The organism is Enterobacter cloacae complex sp. FDA-CDC-AR_0164 (genome assembly GCF_003071645.1).
Classification (GTDB): domain Bacteria; phylum Pseudomonadota; class Gammaproteobacteria; order Enterobacterales; family Enterobacteriaceae; genus Enterobacter; species Enterobacter ludwigii.
Genome location: NZ_CP028950.1, coordinates 3,403,940 through 3,426,436, shown reverse-complemented (window position 1 = coordinate 3,426,436; position 22,497 = coordinate 3,403,940). Strand labels below are relative to the sequence as shown.

Below are 22,497 nucleotides of genomic sequence, written 5' to 3'. Positions count from 1 at the left end.
GGGCGTAAATCAAAGGGCGAAGTGTACCGCTATTCGCCCCGGTATAAAACGCCTGGGTTAACGCATGACGATAAGGTGCGAGGAATCAGGCGCCAGACCATCGGGTTTGACGTTCTCAAGACGCAATACGTTACCCATAATCTCGCTGAATACCGGTGCGGAGACGGCGCCGCCATAGTACGCTCCGTTTTGAGGATCGTTAATCACGACCACCAGCGCAAAACGCGGATCGCTGGCAGGCGCGACGCCCGCGGTATAGGCAACGTATTTATCGACATATTTGCCGCTATCATCGATTTTCTTCGCCGTACCGGTTTTCACCGCCACACGGTAATCACGTACCGCAGCCTTAACGCCGCCCCCGCCCGGCAGCGCAACGCTCTCCATCATATGCTCGACCTGATGAGCAATCTCTTCCGGCATGACTCTGTGCCCAATAACGGGTGGATCGATACGGGTAATTGAGAGGGGCCGTTCCAGCCCGAAGCCGCCGATGGTGGCATAGACGTGCGCCAGCTGGAGGGGGGTAACCATCAGACCATAGCCAAAGGCGAAGGTCGCTCTGTCGAGCTGGCTCCAGTATTTACGCTGGGGTAACAGACCGGCGCTCTCGCCGGTTAAGCCAAGCCCGGTGTTTGTACCAAAACCAAAGTTCCGGTAGGTATCAATCAGGTGCTGAACAGGCATCGCCAGCGAGAGGCGAGATACGCCGGTGTCGCTCGATTTTTGCAGGATCCCGGTCATCGAGAGTTCAGGGTAGTAACCCACATCCCGAATGCGGTGCCCGTCAAGCATATACGGATGGGTGTCAATGACGCTGTCAGGCTGCACCAGCCCCTGTTGCAATGCCGTCATCAGCACAAGCGGCTTCACGGTTGAACCTGGCTCGAACGTATCGCTGATGGCACGGTTACGAAAATCGTCTATTGTCGCGCCCTGGCGGTTATTGGGGTTGAAATCCGGATAGCTCGCCATCGCGAGGATTTCACCGGTGGGGATATTAATGAGCACTGATGCCCCCGACTCCGCCTTGTTCCAGGCCACTGCGTTATCTAGCGCATCTTCGGTGATGGTTTGCAGGCGCTCATCAATACTGAGCTGAATATTGTGCGCAGGCACCGGCGCGACTTCCGTCAGATTCTCCACCACGCGACCGTAACGGTCTTCTCTGACCTGGCGGACGCCCGGCTTGCCTGTTAGCTGGTTGTTGAAACTTTTCTCCACCCCCTCAATACCCTGACCGTCAATATTGGTGAAACCAATCAGGTTTGCCGCCACATGCCCGGCAGGATAAAAACGGCGTGATTCATCGCGTAAATTGATACCCGGCAAATTCAGCTTATCGATCCATTTTGCCTGAGCAGGATCCACCTGCCGGGCAAGGTAGATGAACCTCCCCTGTGGATTCGCGTTTATCCGTGATGACAGGGTGTTCAGGGAGAGATGTAACGCATTCGCCAGTGCCTGCCAGCGATCGTCAAAGCCCACGCCCCCTTTTGCCAGCACCGTTTTTGGGTCGGCCCACACGGCCCTGACCGGGACACTGACCGCCAGCGGCCGGCCCTCACGATCCATGATCATTCCGCGGGGAGCATCAATCGGCAGTTCGCGCAGCGATCGCATATCCTCCTGCTTGACCAGGTTGTCAGGTTTAATAATTTGCAGCCAGGCAACGCGGCCCAGCAAAAACGCCAGACTGCAAAAAATGGCTAAACAGAGCAGCGCAAAACGCGCCGGCGTGAAATTGCCGGCGGTCGTTATCATTTTCTTCTTCACCTGAACCCCAGGACTGTTAAACAACGCCCTGATTTAACGGGAAAAGACGGCCGGAGGGAGGGAAAACAGTGCTACTAACCTCGTAGCTTTGCAACAAGTTACTAACAAGAGCGGGGATGGTAATATTTTGAAAGATAAGGCACATAAAAAAGCCCCGCTATATGCGAGGCTTTATGTCTGAGAGTGAAGTACTACGTGCTTCAGTCAGCAGTGGTTCGATCAGATAGCAGTTACGTTAACTGCAGCTGGGCCTTTCTGGCCGTCCTGAATTTCGAACTCAACGTTCTGGCCTTCAGCCAGAGTTTTGAAGCCGTTACCCTGGATTGCAGAGAAGTGTACGAACACGTCTTTGCTGCCGTCAGCAGGAGTAATGAAACCAAAACCTTTAGACTCGTTGAACCACTTAACTTGACCTTTAATCTTTGCCATTTGCAAAATTCCTTAGAGTGTTTTCTTAGCCCGCAGGCATTACTGAGATAAAACTGAGACATTACTGCATGAGGCACTAATATAAGGTTCGGCAGAGAAGCGGTATTCAACGACAACGTGTTTACTCAGGACTTCTTTACTGAAAATGCCACACATAAACAGAACTGTACCTCGTTTGACCCAAAACGTGTTATCACACACTATGTTTAATATGGCAAGCCATTTTTAAACATGTCTCGATCCGCCGCACAAATTCGAACTGTGCCGGTATGCTTTTGCACAATTATGCGCATGACATATGGACAGCCCTGCTCACTTACACAGACTCGCCGTTGCTTTCACAACCGCTGTTATCTAAGACTTTTTTAACATAGCTCAATCATTCCAGTGCGTCCAGCAACCCGCTAAGAAAAACCCTTACATTGATTGAGTTAGAACAATTTGTGAAAACTTATGCTTAAATCATTGTAACGCCCCTGTATTGTTACAGTGGAAATACAATGTTAATCCTTCACGCTAAACTGTATTAAAAAGCACCAGCTAATAAAGAATGTTATGCACCAAAATAATGAAATTTTTATGACTCTGCATCAAAACAAGGCAAGCAAAACGTTTCGATAAAAATAAAACATTCTTTAGACCTTAGACATACAGAATATATGCAACAATCCAGCGCTTCGTTTATAAGGATAAATATTCACCAATTTTCAGTATCCTGAAGGAATTATTAACCGGTGCTAAATTATCGAGGACTGCAGTTAACTCTCGCACGGGGTCATCAAGCGATTCATCAGCCAGTTCAAACACACCCCAGTGAATGGGAAACGCCAGTGGGCATCCCAACTGTTGCCACAACGCAACAGCAGATTGCGGATCCATATGATGTACGGCCATGAACCACCGTGGTGCATAAGCGCCAACGGGCAACGCCGCGGCGTCAATTTTACCCAGCCTTTCCGGTATTCGCAGCAGTTCAGGTGAATAGCCCGTGTCGCCGCTAAACCAGAAACGATGATGCCGCCCTTCAAACACCCAGCCACACCACAGGGAGCGATTGCGGTTCCAGAGCGTGCGCATACTCCAGTGCTGCGCCGGTACGGCGGACAGCGTTATCCCCTGCCAGGTGAAACTCTGCCACCAGTCGAGCTCAACAATGCGTCTTGCCCCCCGGCGGCGAAACCAGTCTGCCAGACCTAAGGGAACAAACAGAGTGACGTCGGGAAAGCGTTTAAGGATCCGGCGAATGGTCGCGTCATCCAGATGATCGTAATGATTATGGGAGATAACCACTGCATCGAGCTGCTGGAGCTGTTCGACAGACAGAGCGGGAGGCGTTTTACGTTGTGGTCCGAGGAAAGGTAAGGGAGAGGCGCGGCGAGAAAAAACGGGGTCGGTCAGCAGGGTGTTGCCATCAATGTGCAACAACAGGCTTGCGTGTCCGAGCCACCATACCCCATTTTCCTGCGGCTGCTTAAGCGTTGCCGGCTGCCACCACTGGCGGATAAAGTCCTCATATCCGTTTGCCGGGGGGCGGGGTAAGCCAGCTTCTTTGCGCGCTTTTCGCCAGCGATCAACGTCACCGGGCTGATGCCCGACGGGGTCAGTATTACGAAAACCGTTAGGTGTGTGATGTTTCAGGGAGGGGTCATACCAGGGATTTTTCCAGACCACAGCCACCTCCCGGATAAGACAAATTAACGCTCAGCCACCAGGCGGATAAAGTCATCCTGCTCAGTGTTGTCTTCAGCAACCGCGTCTTTCGCCGACGCTTTCTCTTCTGGTTCGTTAGCCTCACACAGACGACGTAACAGCGCATTCTGACGTTTTTGTTGGTCAAGCAGCGCTTCCAGCAGTTCGATCTGCTCGTTTGTACGGGAACTGGCACGGTTTACGAAAAACCAAATGACAAGCCCCACCAGCAGAACAACCAACGAGATCATCAGGGATGCCATATTTAGCAGCCCTGAATTCAGTAACTCACCCATTTCACCACCTCAATAAAAACGTCTATCTTACCACTGGTGCGAAGGAAGGAAATCACCTTGAGAAAAAATGCGTGTTACCACGGAATAAACTTATTGATTGCGCAGACGCCGCTAAAAAACTGTACATCCTGATCGCACATCACATTGATAGTCTGCGTCCACAACACCACACAGGCTACCAGCACAATAATCAGAATCACCCAGCGTATTTTTTTCACTCCACACTCCGTCTAAAGGCCCGATATAACCAGGTTATCACGGCTATCTTAAACAAGGACTAACTGTACCGCCATCTGGTCGTTTTCAGAATCATGCACTTGTTTCATAGAGTAAACCGTTTAGGCTTACTGCATGACAACAAAGATAAAGAGGCAATGATGCATTTAATCATTCGTACAATTATTGCACTGGCCGTAGTATGGGTTGGCCTTCTGTTAACCGGCTATGGCGTGCTTGTGGGAAGCACCGAAAACGCCGCTGGATTAGGTATTCAATGCAAATACATGACCGCGCAGGGCATGAGCACGGCACAATATATTCATTCAGACAGCGGGATCATTGGTTTAACCAACTGCCCGGTTCTGCGTAAAACATCCGTCGTCATTGATAACGGCTAATCACCCCGATTGATACTGATAAAAAACGCCGCACTGTGTGCGGCGTTTTTTGTGCCCGTAAGGATCAGAACGGGTAGTCGTTATAACCCATTTGTTCAGAAATCTTGCGTGCGGCTGTATGGAGAATCGCCACATACTCATGCAGACGTTCTTCAGAAAAGCGCAGGGTCGGGAAAGAGATACTCAACCCGGCAATGACAACGCCAAAGCGGTCAAATACCGGCACACCGATACAGCGCAGCCCTTCCTCCTGCTCTTCGTTATCTTCGCCATACCCCTGCTCACGTACTTTGTCGAGCACGGCCAATAACTCGTCAGTGCTGGTAATGGTGCGTTCAGTACTGCGCTTATATTCCACGCCTTCGAGGATCTGCTTCACTTCTTCGCGATCGCGCCACGCCAGCAGCACTTTGCCAATCGCGGTACTGTAAAGCGGATTACGACGACCGATGCGTGAATACATGCGCAGGTTGTACATGGAGTCGATTTTATGGATGTAGACAATGCTGTCTTCATCCAGTGCCCCCAGGTGGATAGTCTCTTTGGTCAGGCGAGAGATCTCACGCATCTGGATATCTGCGCTGCGGATCAAATCCACGTTTTGCAGCGCACGGGCTCCGAGCTCGAACAGTTTCAGCGTCAGAGAATACTTTTCAGACTCGCCTTCCTGTGCGACGTAACCCAGTGACTTCATGGTTTGCAAAAAGCGATAAACGGTGCTTTTCGACATCATCACACGCTGCGACAACTCTGTAATACCAATTTCACGCTCTTCTCCGAGCGCCTGTAAGATGCCAAACACCTTCAGCACGGAAGAAACAGAATCTGGCTGTTTATCCAAATCTGCAATTGCCATTTACCACCTCATAGAGAGTGTTTTATAAAAATCAGAACCGGTTTTTATTATAAATTCCCGTCATGTTACCTGCAATCGATCCTCGTTTACTTCGTTACAAATCTGCGACATAAAACTGAAATAACGATGCTAAAATAGTTACCCTGAGAATAATTTCACACTGAGCTTTTCATCCCTAATGGAAAAAAACCTGTCCGATGGCCTGCCTTTGCCCCAGCGGTATGGCGCTATCGCCACAATTGTTATCGGTATTTCAATGGCCGTCCTTGACGGTGCAATCGCTAACGTTGCCCTGCCAACCATTGCCAGCGACCTGCATGCCTCCCCTGCCAGTTCTATATGGATAGTCAATGCCTACCAGATAGCGATCGTGGTTTCACTGCTCTCGTTCTCTTTCCTGGGCGATATGTTCGGTTACCGACGGGTGTATCAATGCGGCCTGCTGGTGTTCACCTTTACTTCCCTTTTCTGTGCCCTTTCTGATTCGCTGCATACTCTGACGCTTGCGCGCATAGCACAGGGTTTTGGGGGCGCGGCACTGATGAGCGTCAACACGGCGTTGATCCGCTTAATCTATCCGCAGCGTCATCTGGGACGCGGTATGGGGATAAACTCGTTTATTGTCGCCGTCTCGTCTGCGGCCGGGCCAACCCTTGCGGCGGCCATACTCTCTGTCGCGTCCTGGCAGTGGTTATTCGCCATTAACGTACCGCTGGGTATTGTGGCCCTCTTCTTTGCTCTGCGCTATCTTCCCGCGAACGGTCCCAAAAGCACGATGCCACGCTTTGACCTTATCAGCGCAGTGATGAATGCCCTGACCTTTGGCCTGCTGATTACTGCCCTGAGCGGCTTTGCACAAGGTCAGTCCCTTATACTTACCGCCGCGGAGCTCATTGCGCTGCTGGTGATTGGCTTCTTCTTTGTACGCCGCCAGCTCGCGCTCCCTGTCCCTTTACTGCCTGTCGACCTGCTGCGTATTCCTCTTTTTTCTCTCTCGATTTGTACTTCTGTTTGCTCATTCTGCGCCCAGATGCTGGCCCTGGTCTCTCTGCCCTTCTTCCTGCAAAGTGTGGTGGGACGTACTGAAGTCGAGACCGGACTGCTGTTAACGCCGTGGCCACTGGCGACGATGGTAATGGCGCCGCTGGCAGGGTATTTGATTGAGCGCGTCCACGCCGGATTGCTTGGCGCGCTGGGGCTTGCCGTCATGGCCACGGGACTGTTCGCACTCGCACTACTCCCCTCATCACCCACCGATCTGGATATCATCTGGCGCATGATCCTGTGCGGTGCAGGGTTCGGTCTGTTCCAGTCGCCTAACAACCACACCATCATCACCTCAGCGCCGCGCCATCGCAGCGGTGGTGCCAGCGGTATGTTAGGCACCGCACGTCTGCTGGGACAAAGCACCGGCGCGGCCCTGGTCGCGCTGATGTTTAATCTTGCCGGGCAAAATGGCAACCACGTTGCACTTTTCACCGCGGGCGCCCTTGCCACCCTCGCCGCCATCATCAGCGGGCTGCGCATTACCCAGCCCAGAGTACAGGCATAAAAAAAGCCGGGCGGATATCACCAGCCCGGCTCATTGCTCTTCTTAGCGTTACTTCAGGTATTCACCACTGCGCAGCGCTTCGATACGTTTATCCAGCGGCGGGTGACTCATAAACAGTTCGCTCAGCGATTTTGATTTACCGTTAATGCAGAATGCCATAATGCTGGTCGCTTCCTGCGGTTCATAGCTGGTTTTCAGACGCTGCAGCGCGGCAATCATCTTCTCACGACCAACCAGTTTCGCCGAGCCGGCATCCGCGTGGAACTCACGGTGACGGGAGAACCACATGGTGATGATGCTGGCCAGAATACCGAATACCAGCTCCAGTACCGTCGCAACCGCGAAGTAGATCAGCGGGTTGCCGTTGCTCTCTTCACCTTCATCGCGGTTCCCGCCCATAAAGCCTGCCGCGATCTGCGCCAGAATACGGGAGATGAAGATAACAAAGGTGTTCACTACGCCCTGGATCAGGGTCATGGTGACCATGTCGCCGTTCGCGATATGGCTGATTTCGTGAGCGATAACCGCTTCGGCTTCGTCACGGCTCATGTTCTGCAACAACCCGGTGCTGACGGCAACCAGCGACGCATCACGACGGGCACCTGTAGCAAAGGCGTTAATATCTGGCGCGTGGTAAATGGCCACCTGCGGCATGGCGATACCCGCCTGCTGCGATTGCTGAGCCACGGTATTCATCAGCCACTGTTCCATATCGTTACGCGGTTGCTCAATGACTTCACCACCTACCGATTTCAGTGCCATCCATTTCGACATCAGGAGTGAAACGAATGAGCCACCAAAACCAAACAGCAGCGCCATAATCAACAGACCCTGAACGCTGCTCGACTGAATTCCTGTCAGGCTTAGCACGAGCCCGAAAACCACCATCACCGCAAGGTTGGTGAGCAGGAAGAGCGCGATTCGCATCATAATTTTCTTTTAACCTCAGTTTAACAAAGCGCACTATGCGATTACCCACATCGTATGGGTATTACGGCTATTTTCAAGCATCAATCGGGCGTAAGTCACCAGAAAGACACAACTTTACACAATTGGAAATTTGCCTGACGGGAGAATGCGGAACAAAAAGAAACAGGCACAATTTCTTGTGCCTGTTGGGGGATTATTTTGCCGGTGCGGGTTGTACGGCGGGCTTCGCCTTTTCCTGATTCGCCAGGTCAAGAGCGATATGCACCGTCTCGTCGAGGTAAGGATCCGGCTCCTGGTAATCTTTTGGCAGATCGTCCAGTTTCTTGAGCAGAGGCTTACCTTCACGCTTGAAGCGATCGTTGATACGCGCCAGACGCGTTGCATCATCTTCGTTGTTCTCTTTCTCACGCTGAGCGTAGTTGAGAGAAACAATATTCCGCTTATCTTTCAGGGCATTGAAACGAGCAATGTCCTTCATGATGTACTGGAATTCCGGATCTTTGGCGATGCGATCGTTGTGCGCTTTCAGCAGTTCAGGACCAAACTGCGTCATATCACCCGCTTTCACGTACGTCGCGGCGTTAATGCTATCCCACGGCAATGCGTTATCTTCAAACTTCTCGCCGGTTTCAGTCTCTTCCGTGCCTGTCGGCATCATGATATCCGGCGTCACGCCTTTACGCTGCGTACTGCCACCGTTCACACGATAGAATTTCTGAATGGTGTACTGAACCGAACCCAGTGCAGGCCATTCCGGACGCAGCATCTGATCGTAGATACGATTCAGAGAACGATACTGCTGTACGGTACCTTTACCAAATGTCGGCTCACCGACAATCAGCGCACGGCCATAGTCCTGCATAGCGGCGGCAAAGATTTCAGACGCGGAAGCACTGAAGCGATCGACTAAGACCACCAGCGGGCCTTTGTAATAGACCACACCATCGTTGTCGGCATCTTCACGTACTTTACCGTTGTTATCGCGCACCTGAACCACCGGACCAGACGGGATAAACAGCCCGGACAGTGAAACCGCTTCGGTCAGCGCCCCACCACCGTTGCTGCGCAAGTCGATGATGACGCTGCTCACGTTCTGCTTTTCAAGCTTCTGCAGCTGGACTTTTACATCATCAGTCAGCCCGACGTAGAAGCCCGGGATATCCAGAACACCCACCTTCTCTTTACCCACGGTCTTCACCGACATTTTCACCGCGCGGTCTTCCAGGCGGATACGCTCACGCGTCAGGGTAACGATACGGGTTTTGGTGCCTTTACCGGCTGGCAGAATTTCAAGGCGAACTTTGCTGCCTTTCGGGCCTTTGATCAGCGCAACCACATCATCCAGACGCCAGCCGATCACATCGACCATGTTCTGTCCGGTTTGACCCACACCAACAATGCGATCGCCTACGCTTATCGCTTTGCTTTTCGACGCCGGGCCACCGGCGACCATTGAGTTGATCACGGTGTAATCATCGTCCATCTGCAGCACCGCACCGATACCTTCCAGAGACAGGCTCATTTCGGTATTAAACTGTTCGGTATTGCGAGGCGAGAGATAATTGGTATGCGGATCGATTTCGTGAGCGAAAGCGGTCATCGCCAGTGAGAAAACATCTTCACTGTTGGTCTGAGCCAGACGACGAATAGCGAATTTGTAACGACGCGTCAGCGTGTCACGGATCTCTTTTTCATCTTTGCCGGTCAGCTTAAGGCTCAGCTCGTCGTATTTTACTTTTCCATCCCACAGCGCATTCAGCTCGGCTTCGTCTTTCGGCCAGGGCGCTTTGCTGCGGTCCAGATTAAAGGTGTCGTTGCCGGTGAAGTCCATCGGACGTTCCAGCACTTTCAGCGCATACTGATAGCGTTCAAAGCGGCGCTTTTGCGACAGGTTATAGAGATCGTAGAACAGATCCAGCTTGCCTGAACGCAACTCGTCACCCACCCCGGATTTACGCTTAGCGAACTGCTCGACATCGCTGGCGAGCAATACGTTATGGCTGTAATCCAGCAAGTTCAGATAGCGGTCAAAGATTTTGGCCGAAAAGGCCTGATCGAGATCGAACTGACGATAGTGCGAACGGGTAAAGCGTGAGGTCACACGCTCGCTCACCGTCGCGTGCTGCGTCTCTTCCTTGAGGACCGGAATTTGATCAACACGCGTGATATCGTCCACTGCGAAAGCATGGCCTGTTATAGCAAACAGGCCCGCCAACGCGGTGAGCTTAAAAAAAGTGTTCATGCCAGGCTTGGCCTCCGTTTCAGAACAACAAGTGTTCTGCGCGTACAATCATTGACATACCAGAAGTCAGCTGTACACGAACGCCATCTTTGGTGATTTCCAGTACGGTGGCGTCCATTGCGTTGTTACCCGCTTTCACCTTCAGTGCCTGACCCACGCTCAGGGCGTTAATGTCAGAAACCGGCGTATGGCGCGGCTCTTCACGAGGGGCGCGCGGGGCTTTAGCTGCTGGTTTGTCAGCACGCGGTTTGCGATCATTATTATCGTTACGACGCGGCGCTGGGCGTGGTTTACGCTCACGACGAGGCGCTTCTTCCTGGCCGTTTGCCGCTGCGGCTTCGCGTTTTTTCGCTTGCTGTTCTGCACGTTGTGCCTGAACGCGTGCTTTGGCTTCTTCCAGCTGTTTACGTGCGTGCTCAACGTGCTGCTCGTCCAGCTCACCACAAGGGTTGCCGTCAAGATCAACACGCGTCGCGCCCGCTTTGATACCGTACAGGTAACGCCAGCTCGAAGTATAAAGACGTAAGGCGGAACGAAGCTGAGTTTTGCTGAGGTTCATTTCCCCCTCAACGCGTGCCACCAGATCCTGAAAAATACCGACTTTCAGGGGACGAGCTTCACCTTCAGCACTGAAGCACTGTGGGAAACGCTCGGCCAGAAATGCGATAACTTCTTTACTGCTATTCAACTTAGGTTGATTTTCCATGAAATTTCCTGATTACAACGGACGTTGCCAACAAGCGCAGGCATGAACAGGCGTCATTATAATGACGCTATCAGTAAATGCTACGTTATCCGTTGATTATCCTGCTACGCTCGCAAAGAATTTTTGATAATCGGTTGCGGCGAGAACGTTTTCGAGGTTCGCCACCAGCTCGCGTAGCCCTTGTTCGTCCTCGGTTGTGAAGCGACTGAAGACCGTGCTGTCGATATCCAGAACGCCAATAATCTGATTTTTTACCACCAGAGGCAGAACGATTTCAGAATTACTGGCTGCGTCACAGGCAATGTGTCCGTCAAACGCATGGACGTCTTCGACGCGCTGTACCTGATTAGTCGCGACCGCTGTACCACAAACGCCGCGTCCTACGGGAATACGCACGCAGGCAATTTTCCCCTGGAACGGGCCAAGCACCAGCGTTTCACCTTCCAGAAGGTAAAAACCGGCCCAGTTAACGTCTGATAGCCGCTCAAACAGCAATGCGCTAGTATTTGCCAGAGTGGCTAAGAAGCTGGTCTCACCCGCCATCAATGCCTTAAAATCGCGGTTAAGATCCGCGTAGAATTCTGTTTTGTTCATTATTCAATCACTTAGTTGTCTTACAAAATTACCGCATAGCCTATTAAAATAAGCATTAAATGCGCTCATGCTCAAGATGAATCCGTTCATGAGTTAATATAACGTTCAACAATACTTATTTGTGCGCAGCTGATGGCCTTAAAAACAACCAAAATTACGCCGACAAAAAAGATAACTGTCCATACGGTAAGCGAAGCTTTGCCTCGTGCACATTATCAGCGTTGCCCGCAGTGCGATACGCTTTTTATGTTGCCGAAGATGAAATCGCATGAAAGTGCTTTTTGCCCCCGCTGCGACGCTAAAATTCGCGACGGCCGCGACTGGTCGCTGACCCGCCTCGCCGCGATGGCCATCACCATGCTGCTTCTTATGCCGTTTGCCTGGGGTGAACCGCTGCTGAAGCTGTACCTGCTTGGTGTGCGTATTGATGCCAACGTACTGCAGGGGATCTGGCAGATGACGCGCCAGGGCGACCCGCTCACTGCCGCCATGGTGCTGTTCTGTACGGTCGGCGCGCCGCTGGTGCTGGTCGCCGCCATTGCCTATCTTTGGTTTGGTAACATTCTGGGGATGAATCTCCGCCCCGTGTTGCTGATGCTGGACAAACTGAAAGAGTGGGTCATGCTGGATATCTACCTGGTGGGCGTCGGCGTGGCGTCCATAAAAGTCCAGGACTATGCATTCTTGCAGCCCGGGGTCGGACTCTTTGCATTTATTTGCCTGGTCTTGCTCAGCATCCTCACACTCATTCATCTGAACGTCGAACAGCTCTGGGAGCGCTTTTACCCTCAGCGCCCGGCCACGCGACCGGATGAAAGTCTCCGGGTCTGTCTGGGGTGTCACTATACTGGCTTGCCCGACCCACGTGGCCGTTGCCCGCGGTGTCATATTCCCCTGAGACTGCGGCGCAACAACAGTCTGCAAAAATGCTGGGCCGCGCTGATTGCCTCGCTGGTCTTTTTGATCCCGGCCAATATGCTGCCGATTTCCATCATTTACGTGAATGGTGGGCGCCAGGAGGATACCATCCTCTCCGGGATCATCTCCCTCGCCCACAGCAACGTGGGTGTGGCGGCAATTGTGTTTATCGCCAGTATTCTGGTGCCGTTTACCAAAGTGGTGGTGATGTTTACCCTGCTCCTGAGTATTCACTTCAAATGTGAGCAAGGTTTACGTACCCGAATTCTGCTTTTGCGATTCGTCACCTGGATTGGCCGCTGGTCGATGTTGGATCTGTTCGTGATTTCGTTGATGATGTCGCTGATCAATCGCGACCAGTTATTGGCTTTTACAATGGGACCCGCAGCTTTTTATTTCGGCTCCGCGGTGATATTGACTATTCTTGCTGTGGAATGGCTGGATAGCCGCTTACTTTGGGATGCACATGAGTCAGGAAACGCCCGCTTCGCCGACTGAAGCGAGAATTAAAACAAAACGCCGCATTTCTCCATTCTGGTTGCTGCCTGTCATCGCCCTGATGATTGCAGGCTGGCTTATCTGGACGAGCTATGAAGATCGCGGAAGCACCATCACCATTGACTTCCAGTCTGCCGACGGCATTGTGGCCGGGCGAACCCCTGTCCGCTTCCAGGGGGTTGAGGTGGGTACCGTTCAGGACATCAGCCTGGGAAAAGGGCTGAATAAAATTCAGGTCCGCGCCAGCATTAAGTCCGATATGCAGGATGCGCTGCGCAGCGAAACGCAGTTCTGGCTGGTAACGCCTAAGGCCTCTCTGGCGGGTGTTTCAGGGCTGGATGCACTGGTTGGCGGTAACTACATCGGCATGATGCCGGGTAAAGGTGAACCGCAGGATCACTTTGTTGCGCTGGATACCCAACCCAAATACCGACTGAATAACGGCGATCTGATGATCCATCTGCAGGCACCAGATTTGGGTTCCCTCAACAGTGGCTCACTGGTTTATTACCGTAAAATTCCGGTAGGTCGCGTTTATGATTACGCCATCAACCCGAATAAACAGGGCGTGACGATTGATGTGTTAATCGATCGCCGCTTCACTAACCTGGTGAAAAAAGGCAGCCGTTTCTGGAACGTCTCCGGCGTGGATGCCGATCTCAGCCTGAGCGGTGCCAAAGTGAAGCTCGAGAGCCTGGCCGCACTGGTCAACGGTGCCGTTGCCTTCGACTCTCCGGAAAACTCCAGCCCGGCCACGGCAGATGACACCTTCGGATTGTATGCTGACCTGGCGCACAGCCAGCGCGGCGTGATCGTCAAACTCGCCCTGCCCGATGCTAAAGGGCTGAAAGCGGGTTCCACACCGCTTATGTATCAGGGATTGCAGGTTGGGCAGCTCACCAAAATGACGCTCAATCCAGGCGGTTCCGTGACCGGTGAGATGACCGTCGACCCGAGCGTGGTTGATCTCCTGCGTGAAAAAACGCGCATCGAGATGCGCAGCCCAAAACTGTCTCTGAACGATACCAGCCTGAGCAATCTTCTGACCGGCAATACGTTTGAACTGATCCCCGGTGAAGGTCAACCCAGCAACAGTTTCGTTGTTGCGCCGGCAGATAAAGCGCTGCTGCAAAAACCGGGCGTCGTAACGGTAAAACTGACCGCGCCTGAAAGTTACGGTATCGAAGCCGGCCAGCCGCTGATTCTGCATGGCGTCCAGGTGGGCCAGGTGCTGGAGCGTACGCTCTCTGAAAACGGTGTGAGCTTCTCGGTGGCTATCGATCCGCAATACAGCGACCTTATCCATGGCGACAGTAAATTTGTGGTGAACAGCCGCGTCGACGTGAAGGTTGGCCTCGACGGCGTTGAGTTCCTCGGTGCCAGCGCCAGCGAATGGGTTAACGGCGGGATCCGCATTTTACCGGGCAATAAAGGCCCGGTGCGCGACAGTTATCCGCTGTATGCCAACCTGGACAAAGCGATTGAAAACAGCATGAGCGATCTCCCAACCACGACACTGACGCTAAGCGCCGAGACGCTTCCTGATGTCCAGGCTGGCTCCGTCGTGCTGTACCGGAAGTTTGAGGTCGGGGAAGTGATTGCCGTACGCCCTCATGCGGACGCGTTTGATATCGAACTGCATATCAAACCGGAGTATCGCAAGTTGCTGACCCCGAATAGCGTTTTCTGGGCCGAAGGTGGTGCGAAAGTGCAGCTTAACGGTAACGGGCTGACCGTGCAGGCCTCCCCGCTTTCACGTGCGCTGCGCGGAGCGATCAGCTTCGATAACCTCAGCGGTGCGGGTGCAAACCTGCGTAAAGGCGATAAGCGTATTCTCTTCCCGTCTGAAACCGCTGCCCGTGCCGTTGGCGGACAGATTACCCTGCATGCTTTTGATGCAGGGAAGCTGGCGGAAGGGATGCCTATCCGTTATCTGGGTATTGATATCGGGCAGATCCAGAAGCTGACGCTTATCACCGCGCGTAACGAGGTGCAGGCCACCGCCGTGCTCTACCCGGAATATGTTCAAACCTTCGCCCGCTCAGGCTCCCGCTTCTCGGTGGTGACGCCACAGATTTCGGCCGCTGGCGTTGAGCACCTCGACACTATCCTGCAGCCTTATATCAACGTCGAACCCGGTAAGGGGAATGCTCGCCGTGACTTTGAACTGCAGGAAGCCACGATCACTGACTCTCGCTATCTGGATGGCCTGAGCATTGTGGTGGAAGTGCCGGAAGCGGGCTCGCTGAACATCGGCACACCGGTGCTGTTCCGCGGGATTGAGGTGGGTACAGTGACGGGCCTGACGCTCGGTACGCTCTCTGACCGCGTGATGGTGGCATTACGCATCAGCGATCGTTACCAGCACCTGGTGCGTAATAACTCGGTGTTCTGGCTGGCCTCCGGCTATTCACTGGACTTCGGTCTGACGGGCGGGGTGGTGAAAACCGGCACCTTCAACCAGTTCATTCGTGGCGGTATTGCTTTCGCTACACCACCGGGGACGCCGCTGGCGCCGAAAGCGCAACCGGGCAAACACTTCCTGCTGCTCGAAAGCGAGCCGAAAGAGTGGCGTGAATGGGGCACTGCCCTGCCGCGTTAATCTCAGGGCTCCGGTGTCAACGCACCGGAGCCTTTATGTTACACTGCGCCCCTGAACTTTTCCCTGTGGTGTGCACGTGGCTCAAAACTCCGTATTTCTTCCTGAACAATTCCTGGCGCAGATGCGCGAGGCGCTTCCTTCTCACCTCTCGTTGGACGATTTTATCGCCGCCTGTCAGCGGCCGTTGCGCCGGAGTATTCGCGTCAACACGCTGAAAATAAGCGTCGTCGATTTTCTGACGCTGGTCTCGCCGTATAACTGGCAACTGACGCCAGTACCGTGGTGTGCAGAGGGTTTTTGGATTGAACGGGATGACGAAGCGTCGTTGCCATTGGGCAGTACCGCAGAACATCTGAGTGGTCTGTTTTATATCCAGGAAGCCAGCTCGATGCTGCCGGTTGCCGCCCTGTTTGCGGATGATAATGCGCCAGAACGCGTCATGGATGTCGCTGCCGCGCCGGGCTCCAAAACCACGCAGATTGCCGCCAGGATGGGAAATCGCGGGGCCATTCTCGCCAACGAGTTTTCAGCCAGTCGCGTTAAAGTTCTGCACGCTAACATCAGCCGCTGCGGGATCCATAACGTTGCCCTGACGCACTTCGATGGCCGCGTATTTGGCGCAGCCCTGCCAGAAGCGTTTGATGCCATCCTTCTGGACGCGCCCTGCTCCGGCGAAGGGGTGGTGCGTAAAGATCCTGATGCGTTAAAAAACTGGTCTGTAGAGAGTAACCTTGAGATTGCCGCCACCCAGCGCGAACTGATCGACAGCGCCTTCCATGCCCTGCGTCCCGGTGGCACATTGGTTTATTCGACCTGCACCTTAAACCGTGACGAGAACGAGGACGTCTGTCTGTGGCTCAAGGCGCAATACCCTGATGCCGTCGAGTTCCTGCCGTTAAACGGCTTGTTCGCTTCAGCCAATGAAGCCGTCACGCCTGAAGGATTTCTGCACGTTTTCCCCCAGATTTATGACTGCGAAGGTTTTTTTGTCGCACGGTTGCGTAAAACGCAGGCGGTTGAGCCACTGCCAGCCCCGACGTTTAAGGTCGGCAATTTCCCCTTCGCCCCCATGAAAAGGCGTGAGGCGGAGCAAGTCACTACCGCCGCCGCTAAGGTCGGGCTGGCCTGGGATGACACATGCCATCTTTGGATTCGCGATAAAGAGATTTGGCTTTTCCCGGCAAATATTGAGCCGCTTATCGGCAAGGTACGTTTTTCCCGCATCGGGATCCGCCTCGCGGAAGTGCACAATAAAGGCTATCGCTGGCAGCATGAGGCTGTTATCGCCCTCGCCGGCAGCGAGAATACGTTCGCCCTGACGCACCAGGAAGCCGAAGAGTGGTACCGGGGCCGTGATGTATATCCGGACAACACGCCATCGCATGATGAAGTGGTGGTGACCTATCAGGGTTATCCGTTAGGGCTGGCGAAAAAGGTGGGCTCGCGACTGAAAAACAGCTATCCGCGAGAGCTGGTTCGTGATGGGCGATTGTTTACCGGTAACGATCGCACCGGCTGAAAAAAGCGCATTTTTTTACTGGCGATTTTGCTCTCCTTGTCTACGATCAAAAATGGATGCCCATACTGGTCATACCAGATTTTGATAACACACCAGGAGAGCAATATGACGAAAACCAGCGTGCGTATTGGCGCTTTCGAAATCGACGACGCAGAATTGCGCGGCGAAGCACAGGGCGAACGAACGTTAAGTATTCCCTGCAAATCCGACCCGGATTTGTGCATGCAACTGGATGCCTGGGATGCCGATACCAGCGTACCGGCAATACTTGATGGCGAACACTCAGTCCTTTACCGTGAGCATTACGATAGTCAATCCGATGCCTGGGTCATGCGTCTTGCCTGACCTAAAGAGAACCCGCCCGAAGGCGGGTTATTTATTACTGAAGCTGCGCCAGCGTAAAGTAACCATCGAAAACGGCGCCGGTATCAATGTAGTGCAGGTTATTAAAATCATACCGCCGGTCAAGTGGCGTATGTCCGAACCAGAAATGGTCCGCACCGCCGATCCCCTGCCCTTTCCCGACCATAAACCCCATCAGCCGGTCGCGATCCCATAGTACGTGCTGGGCGCTTACGGGTTTTTGCCAGCGGTATTCCGCAGCGGGATAGTCAGCGTGAGCAATCACATTCAAACCGTTTGCACAGGTTATCTCGATAATGTGCGGCAGTTCCCGACACGCATTAAGTAACGTCAGCGCCTGCTGCTGCTGTGTATGCTCAAGGCGGGTAAACCAAATTCCGCCATTCATTGTCCAGAGTGCGAAATCATTATTATCAAGGCTGTCGATAGCCATTTGTTCATGGTTGCCCCGTACTGCACGAAACCATTTTTCATTGATGAGCTGTAAACATTTAATACTCTCAGGGCCACGGTCAATTACATCCCCTACGGAAATAAGCAAATCCTCATAAGGATTAAAATGCCGGCGTTTCAGTTCATCCATGAGCCACTGATAACAACCATGTATGTCGCTGACAACCCAGACGTGCCGCCACTTCCCACCATCGATTCGCTGATACATAAAACCTCCTTGCTTAAGTATAGACGCAGCAGAAATTGCAGCTGACACGCGCAGCATTCACAAAGCCAAACGAACGGTAAACCAAATGGAAATAAAGATCCGCGCGCTATTAATCCCTTTTTGCTGACTCTTTAGAATAAGGCATGAATTAAACGAGAGGTCTTAACGTGTCTAATATGCACCTGCACAACGATGTGTTCTATCCGCATCGCACAAATATCATTTCCGAGCTGGTGAAAGGAAAACGCGTTCCGGGTCCAATCTGGCAGAAGCGCGAGTATCGTCTGAAGTTCCTGCTGCGCTCGCTCCTGTTCTGGTCTTCCACCCATCGCGTGCTGGAAACGCTCTCAGGACGTGATGATTTTGACCGTCTGCTGGCCTCTCAAATTACCTTACCGAGTAAAACCCATCGGCAGTATCTGATGCGTGGCCTGACGGCCGGCGATCGGGCTGACGCTATCATCAGCCATTATCACTGGGTCGATAGCCTGAAAAATATCACCCTCGCCAACGCGCTGACCAGCCCGCAAGAGCAGACGATAGTGCAATTTCAGGCAAAAAACGACGCGACGTATACCGTGAGTGCCTCCTCTGCCGGCAAAGCCGAGCGGGAAGGTGAAAGCACGCTGTGGCTGCGCGACAGCGAGAATACCGTGCTCGCAAGCCTGACGTTTAGCGTCGCACGCAGCAACGGGCAGCGAGTGCTGGTGATTGGTGGGCTTCAGGGGCCACGTCGCAACGTCTCGCATGACGCCATTAAACTGGCGACCCGCGCCTGCCATGGCCTGTTTCCAAAACGCGTGCTGATGGAAGTGGTTTTCCAGTTGGCCGCACATTCATCCGTCCGGGCAATTTTTGCTGTTGGTGATGAGGGACACGTTTTCCGCGCACTGCGTTACCGCCTGAGCAAAGGCCGTCATTTCCACGCCAGCTATGACGAATTCTGGGCAAGTCTGGACGGTAAGAAAATCTCCCCCTTCTGCTGGCAACTGCCGTTACAGATGGAGCGTAAATCCCTGGAAGATATCGCCAGTAAAAAACGGGCGGAATATCGCCGTCGCTTTGAACTGCTTGACTGCATTGAGGCTGAGGTGAAATCACGCTTTTAAGCGCGCTGAGAGCTTTCTTCAACTCTGCACAAAAATTTAACAAAACCGGCAAAAAGGGCTGGACTTACGCCTGCCGTTTTGTGATATGGTTGAAGGCGGATCACTGAACGTGTCCCTTCTGAGAGAGCCGGTGAAAGGAATAAATCGTTTGCTTTCAATCAGATAAAAAGAGACCGAATACGATTCCTGTATTCGGTCCAGGGAAATGGCTCTTGGGAGAGAGCCGTGCGCTAAAAGTTGGCATTAATGCAGGCTAAGTCGCCTTGCCTTTTAAGAATAGATGACGACGCCAGGTTTTCCAGTCCTCAGTTAAAGCGGCCGGAAAAAAAGCGTATGAGCATCATTAAAAGTGAAAAACCGCAGTGCTTTCGCAAGCATCTGCGGTTTTTTATTGGAAACCCGAAGATTAACAAAGCGTGTCTGCACGCTCGATAAACGGTGCCAGACTCATCTTCTGCCCTGGATGCGCGGGATCATCAATCTGAATAACGCTGATTGGCTGTCCACTGCTTTTGCCGCTGGCGACCTGCTGCTCTGCGACATCATTTAAAGGGTATTGCACCAGCGTGCTTGGGTTAATCGCATACAAGGCGTGCCCCGGACGGCAGGTCAGCATCACCTCTTCACGATTAAACGCCCATTTGTCCTTACCCACTTCAAAACGGCTGACGGTAATGACCTGTGGTGCGGCCAGGGCGCTCCCCGTGCAGGCCAGTAAGATGAGAGAAAGTAGTGTCTTTTTCATAGGATAGTTAACCTTGTCAGAAGGGTTCCCAGGTCGCGAACAGACTGACTGTAGCCAGCACCAGCGCACCCAGCACCACTTCTGCTTGTGTCATTCTGATAAATATTTGTTGTTCTCGCCCGCTTTGCGCACGAAACCGTGGCACCAGAAAATACCGATTTGCCAGCGCAATTACCACCATCAAAGCCACCAGCGCACATTTGAACAACAAAAATTGCACATAACGGGCCTGCCAGGGAATATCGATACCCAGAATAAACAGCGCATTGAAAACGCCGGTAAGCACCACACCTGCTACGGCGTAATGCCCCACGCGTGAGAAGCGCATCATGGTGTAGATTGCGGCAGGCTGCCACTGCCCTTTCGCCAGTCGCATGCAAAACAGCAGCGGCAGTAATCCGCCAAGCCAGGTTGCGGCACATAACACATGAAGAGCGTGATTAAGACGCTGTAATGCGCCCACCGCGCCTTCGTTCATTGTTGCATGCCCCACTCCGGCCAGCAGGATAAACTGTCCCATGGCGAGCAGTAACAGCCGTGAGCCTTTATGCGGAGCCAGCCATGCTGTACCGGCAGTAAGGGCCGCGAGAATGATTTGCCACAGCCAGACGCTTCCAAAGTGCGTCCCCAGCACGCTACGCCAGATGTCGGGGTTGACGACATCGCCCCAGCCATTCCCCATTAACCCGCCCTGAAGCGTAAACATCAGGAGCGCTGTCACCAGGCTGATTAACGCCGCCATTCTCTGCTGCGACTGAAAACGCCGGGACATGAGTCGTTGCAGAGAGGAAGGAGCAAACCAGACGCTATACAGCGCATTGCCAAAAATAAGCATTAACGCGCCGAAATGGAGAAAGCGCAGCCCTACGTAGCACATCGCCAGCATGCTATTTCACGCTAAAGTGATAACTGCCTTTTGTCTTGTGGCCGTCTACCGACACCACATGCCAGTCAACCTGGTAGGTTCCGGGCGTCAACTCGCGATCCAGCGGCACATTCAGCTGCGTCTTGTCTTTCTCGTCGCGTTTAACGGCACCGGTCCTGATGGTCTGCTTTTGTGCATCCGTCACCACCACACCGCTAAAACCGGACTCAATACCTTCTGAAAACGTCAGCGTCAGCGTGCGCGGTGCCGTCACGAGGCTATCTGCTGCCGGAGTCTGTTGTTTAAGGTGAGCGTGCGCCAGCACGGAGGGTGACATCACGCAAGAGGCCAAAAAGACCAGTGCGCCTGCCGCGCGGGAAGAGGATAAACCCATCGCAATCATTCCTTTTTGTTATGCCTGTATGGCAAAGAATAACTCTGTATAATAAGCGAGTCGAGGATCATCCCACCTCTGCTTGTCATCGTCGAGCAATCGCGGTAACGTTGCCGCCGTCTAAAAAGGAGAAGGTAATGAAGATCAATCTGGCCGCCCTTCCTCAGGACGAGATGGATAAAGTGAATGTCGATCTCGCTGCCGCTGGCGTCGCATTTAAAGAGCGTTACAACATGCCCATCGTGGCTGAAGTGGTTGAACGTGAGCAACCTGCTCATCTGCGCGACTGGTTTCGCGAACGCTTAATTGCGCATCGTCTCGCCTCCGTTAACCTTTCTCGTTTACCGTACGAACCTAAAGTTAAATAAGCTTAACGAGTCGTTACACTTCCTTACGCGGAATATGGCAGGATAAGAAAACTCTGATTAAATTAGGTGTATTCTTAAATCACTGCGACTCTGTGTAAAGGAAGTCACGATGTCACAATGGAATATTGCTGCGGCCCAGTATGCCGGGCTGCACCACAGTGTAGATGAACATGTCGCGCACCATCTCCGTTTCATTGCCGAAGCGGCACGACAGCAGTGCGATTTGCTGGTATTCCCGGAGCTCTCATTAACTGGCCCAGGGACAACGACGCTCCCCGCCCCTCCCGATGATAAACAGCTGGCCCCGTTGCTAAACGCCGCGAAATTATACCGGATTACTATTATTGCCGGGCTTCCGCTCGACGTGAATGGCCATCGTCAGAAAGGCCTTGCCCTGTTTCCCCCCTCTCGCCATAGCATCCTGCGCTACCCTCAGGGTCGCGGTGCAAGCCTGATCCCGGGAGATAAACAGCTGACGATCATCGATGCACATGCTGATTCGCCAAATCTCGACCCGCAGGCGACGCTGTTTACCAGCTGCCAGTCAGTGGGAGATAGCCGCTGGCGGCAGTCCATCAGTACCCTGCAGCGGTTCGCACACAAATATGCCATTGCGGTGTTAATGGCGAACGCGCGCGGCGGCAGCGCGTTATGGGATGAAAAAGGTCAGTTGATCGTCCGCGCGGACAAAGGTGAACTGCTATTGACCGGATCTCTTGGCAGACAGGGTTGGCAAGGCGATATCATTCCTTTAGGCTAGGCGTTTTA

At 53.1% G+C, this 22,497-nt stretch carries 24 protein-coding genes; 9 read left to right on the top strand and 15 right to left on the bottom strand.

The features are described from left to right. Window positions 1-57 precede the first annotated feature (57 nt). The 6 genes from ftsI to mgrB form a co-directional block, all read right to left on the bottom strand. A complete protein-coding gene (gene ftsI / locus AM410_RS16935) occupies window positions 58-1,764 on the bottom strand; it encodes a peptidoglycan glycosyltransferase FtsI (RefSeq protein WP_074172492.1) in 1,707 nt (568 codons plus the stop codon). 231 nt (window positions 1,765-1,995) lie between these two features. After that, window positions 1,996-2,205 carry a transcription antiterminator/RNA stability regulator CspE gene (cspE, locus tag AM410_RS16930; RefSeq protein WP_001062678.1) on the bottom strand — a complete coding sequence of 70 codons (210 nt, stop codon included), beginning with the start codon at window positions 2,203-2,205 and terminating at the stop codon, window positions 1,996-1,998. 39 nt (window positions 2,206-2,244) lie between these two features. Next, window positions 2,245-2,361: a DUF2627 domain-containing protein gene (locus tag AM410_RS16925; RefSeq protein ID WP_032611517.1), complete on the bottom strand. Its 117-nt coding sequence runs from the start codon at window positions 2,359-2,361 to the stop codon at window positions 2,245-2,247. Between the two features lie 525 nt (window positions 2,362-2,886). After that, window positions 2,887-3,876 carry an MBL fold metallo-hydrolase gene (locus AM410_RS16920; protein ID WP_025203863.1) on the bottom strand — a complete coding sequence of 330 codons (990 nt, stop codon included), beginning with the start codon at window positions 3,874-3,876 and terminating at the stop codon, window positions 2,887-2,889. Between the two features lie 23 nt (window positions 3,877-3,899). Next, window positions 3,900-4,190 (bottom strand): YebO family protein, encoded by a 291-nt coding sequence (locus tag AM410_RS16915; RefSeq protein ID WP_020883419.1) that lies wholly within the window; start codon window positions 4,188-4,190, stop codon window positions 3,900-3,902. 74 nt (window positions 4,191-4,264) lie between these two features. Then, on the bottom strand, window positions 4,265-4,408 hold the full coding sequence (gene mgrB / locus AM410_RS16910) for a PhoP/PhoQ regulator MgrB (RefSeq protein ID WP_014170606.1): 144 nt from the start codon (window positions 4,406-4,408) through the stop codon (window positions 4,265-4,267). A gap of 159 nt (window positions 4,409-4,567) precedes the next feature. Between mgrB and AM410_RS16905 the strand changes: the two genes are divergently transcribed. Continuing rightward, window positions 4,568-4,807: a YobH family protein gene (locus tag AM410_RS16905; RefSeq protein WP_020883418.1), complete on the top strand. Its 240-nt coding sequence runs from the start codon at window positions 4,568-4,570 to the stop codon at window positions 4,805-4,807. Between the two features lie 64 nt (window positions 4,808-4,871). Here AM410_RS16905 and kdgR read toward each other — a convergent pair whose 3' ends face one another. Next, entirely contained in the window at window positions 4,872-5,663 is a 792-nt protein-coding gene (gene kdgR / locus AM410_RS16900) for a DNA-binding transcriptional regulator KdgR (RefSeq protein ID WP_014170608.1), read from the bottom strand. 178 nt (window positions 5,664-5,841) lie between these two features. Between kdgR and AM410_RS16895 the strand changes: the two genes are divergently transcribed. Continuing rightward, window positions 5,842-7,215: an MFS transporter gene (locus AM410_RS16895; protein WP_063858486.1), complete on the top strand. Its 1,374-nt coding sequence runs from the start codon at window positions 5,842-5,844 to the stop codon at window positions 7,213-7,215. Between the two features lie 48 nt (window positions 7,216-7,263). Here AM410_RS16895 and htpX read toward each other — a convergent pair whose 3' ends face one another. The 4 genes from htpX to AM410_RS16875 form a co-directional block, all read right to left on the bottom strand. Continuing rightward, window positions 7,264-8,145 carry a protease HtpX gene (htpX, locus tag AM410_RS16890; RefSeq protein WP_014170610.1) on the bottom strand — a complete coding sequence of 294 codons (882 nt, stop codon included), beginning with the start codon at window positions 8,143-8,145 and terminating at the stop codon, window positions 7,264-7,266. A 193-nt stretch (window positions 8,146-8,338) separates the two neighbouring features. Beyond that, window positions 8,339-10,387: a carboxy terminal-processing peptidase gene (gene prc, locus AM410_RS16885; protein WP_020883416.1), complete on the bottom strand. Its 2,049-nt coding sequence runs from the start codon at window positions 10,385-10,387 to the stop codon at window positions 8,339-8,341. A 19-nt stretch (window positions 10,388-10,406) separates the two neighbouring features. Continuing rightward, on the bottom strand, window positions 10,407-11,093 hold the full coding sequence (proQ, locus tag AM410_RS16880) for an RNA chaperone ProQ (protein ID WP_014170612.1): 687 nt from the start codon (window positions 11,091-11,093) through the stop codon (window positions 10,407-10,409). Between the two features lie 96 nt (window positions 11,094-11,189). Continuing rightward, on the bottom strand, window positions 11,190-11,687 hold the full coding sequence (locus AM410_RS16875; protein WP_014170613.1) for a GAF domain-containing protein: 498 nt from the start codon (window positions 11,685-11,687) through the stop codon (window positions 11,190-11,192). A gap of 132 nt (window positions 11,688-11,819) precedes the next feature. Between AM410_RS16875 and yebS the strand changes: the two genes are divergently transcribed. From yebS to AM410_RS16855, 4 genes are all read left to right on the top strand, one after another. Further along, window positions 11,820-13,103, top strand: a complete 1,284-nt coding sequence (gene yebS / locus AM410_RS16870) for a membrane integrity lipid transport subunit YebS (RefSeq protein WP_020883415.1) — start codon at window positions 11,820-11,822, stop codon at window positions 13,101-13,103. Next, window positions 13,072-15,705: a PqiB family protein gene (locus tag AM410_RS16865; RefSeq protein WP_159082272.1), complete on the top strand. Its 2,634-nt coding sequence runs from the start codon at window positions 13,072-13,074 to the stop codon at window positions 15,703-15,705. Before yebS ends, AM410_RS16865 begins: the two co-directional genes overlap by 32 nt. Window positions 15,706-15,781: 76 nt before the next feature. Next, entirely contained in the window at window positions 15,782-17,224 is a 1,443-nt protein-coding gene (gene rsmF / locus AM410_RS16860; protein ID WP_108648156.1) for a 16S rRNA (cytosine(1407)-C(5))-methyltransferase RsmF, read from the top strand. Window positions 17,225-17,329: 105 nt separating this feature from the next. Then, the gene (locus AM410_RS16855) at window positions 17,330-17,569 is read left to right on the top strand and encodes a YebV family protein (RefSeq protein ID WP_020883412.1); all 240 of its coding nucleotides are present in this window, start codon (window positions 17,330-17,332) and stop codon (window positions 17,567-17,569) included. 34 nt (window positions 17,570-17,603) lie between these two features. On the opposite strand, the gene pphA is transcribed toward AM410_RS16855, so the two are convergent. After that, a complete protein-coding gene (gene pphA / locus AM410_RS16850) occupies window positions 17,604-18,248 on the bottom strand; it encodes a protein-serine/threonine phosphatase (protein ID WP_108648155.1) in 645 nt (214 codons plus the stop codon). A 167-nt stretch (window positions 18,249-18,415) separates the two neighbouring features. Here pphA and AM410_RS16845 point away from each other — a divergent pair, with 167 nt between their 5' ends. Next, a complete protein-coding gene (locus AM410_RS16845; protein WP_014170619.1) occupies window positions 18,416-19,357 on the top strand; it encodes a VirK/YbjX family protein in 942 nt (313 codons plus the stop codon). A 406-nt stretch (window positions 19,358-19,763) separates the two neighbouring features. On the opposite strand, the gene AM410_RS16840 is transcribed toward AM410_RS16845, so the two are convergent. The 3 genes from AM410_RS16840 to yobA are packed head-to-tail and all read right to left on the bottom strand — an operon-like array spanning window position 19,764 to window position 21,361. Next, complete coding sequence (locus AM410_RS16840) at window positions 19,764-20,102, bottom strand: YebY family protein (protein ID WP_014170622.1); 339 nt, start codon at window positions 20,100-20,102, stop codon at window positions 19,764-19,766. A gap of 16 nt (window positions 20,103-20,118) precedes the next feature. Continuing rightward, the gene (gene copD / locus AM410_RS16835; RefSeq protein ID WP_108648154.1) at window positions 20,119-20,988 is read right to left on the bottom strand and encodes a copper homeostasis membrane protein CopD; all 870 of its coding nucleotides are present in this window, start codon (window positions 20,986-20,988) and stop codon (window positions 20,119-20,121) included. Window position 20,989: 1 nt separating this feature from the next. Next, window positions 20,990-21,361, bottom strand: a complete 372-nt coding sequence (yobA, locus tag AM410_RS16830; RefSeq protein ID WP_108648153.1) for a CopC domain-containing protein YobA — start codon at window positions 21,359-21,361, stop codon at window positions 20,990-20,992. 137 nt (window positions 21,362-21,498) lie between these two features. Between yobA and AM410_RS16825 the strand changes: the two genes are divergently transcribed. Both AM410_RS16825 and AM410_RS16820 read left to right on the top strand, forming a co-directional pair. Further along, complete coding sequence (locus AM410_RS16825; RefSeq protein ID WP_013096102.1) at window positions 21,499-21,729, top strand: DNA polymerase III subunit theta; 231 nt, start codon at window positions 21,499-21,501, stop codon at window positions 21,727-21,729. 109 nt (window positions 21,730-21,838) lie between these two features. Continuing rightward, window positions 21,839-22,489, top strand: a complete 651-nt coding sequence (locus AM410_RS16820; RefSeq protein WP_108648152.1) for a carbon-nitrogen hydrolase family protein — start codon at window positions 21,839-21,841, stop codon at window positions 22,487-22,489. Window positions 22,490-22,497 lie beyond the last annotated feature (8 nt).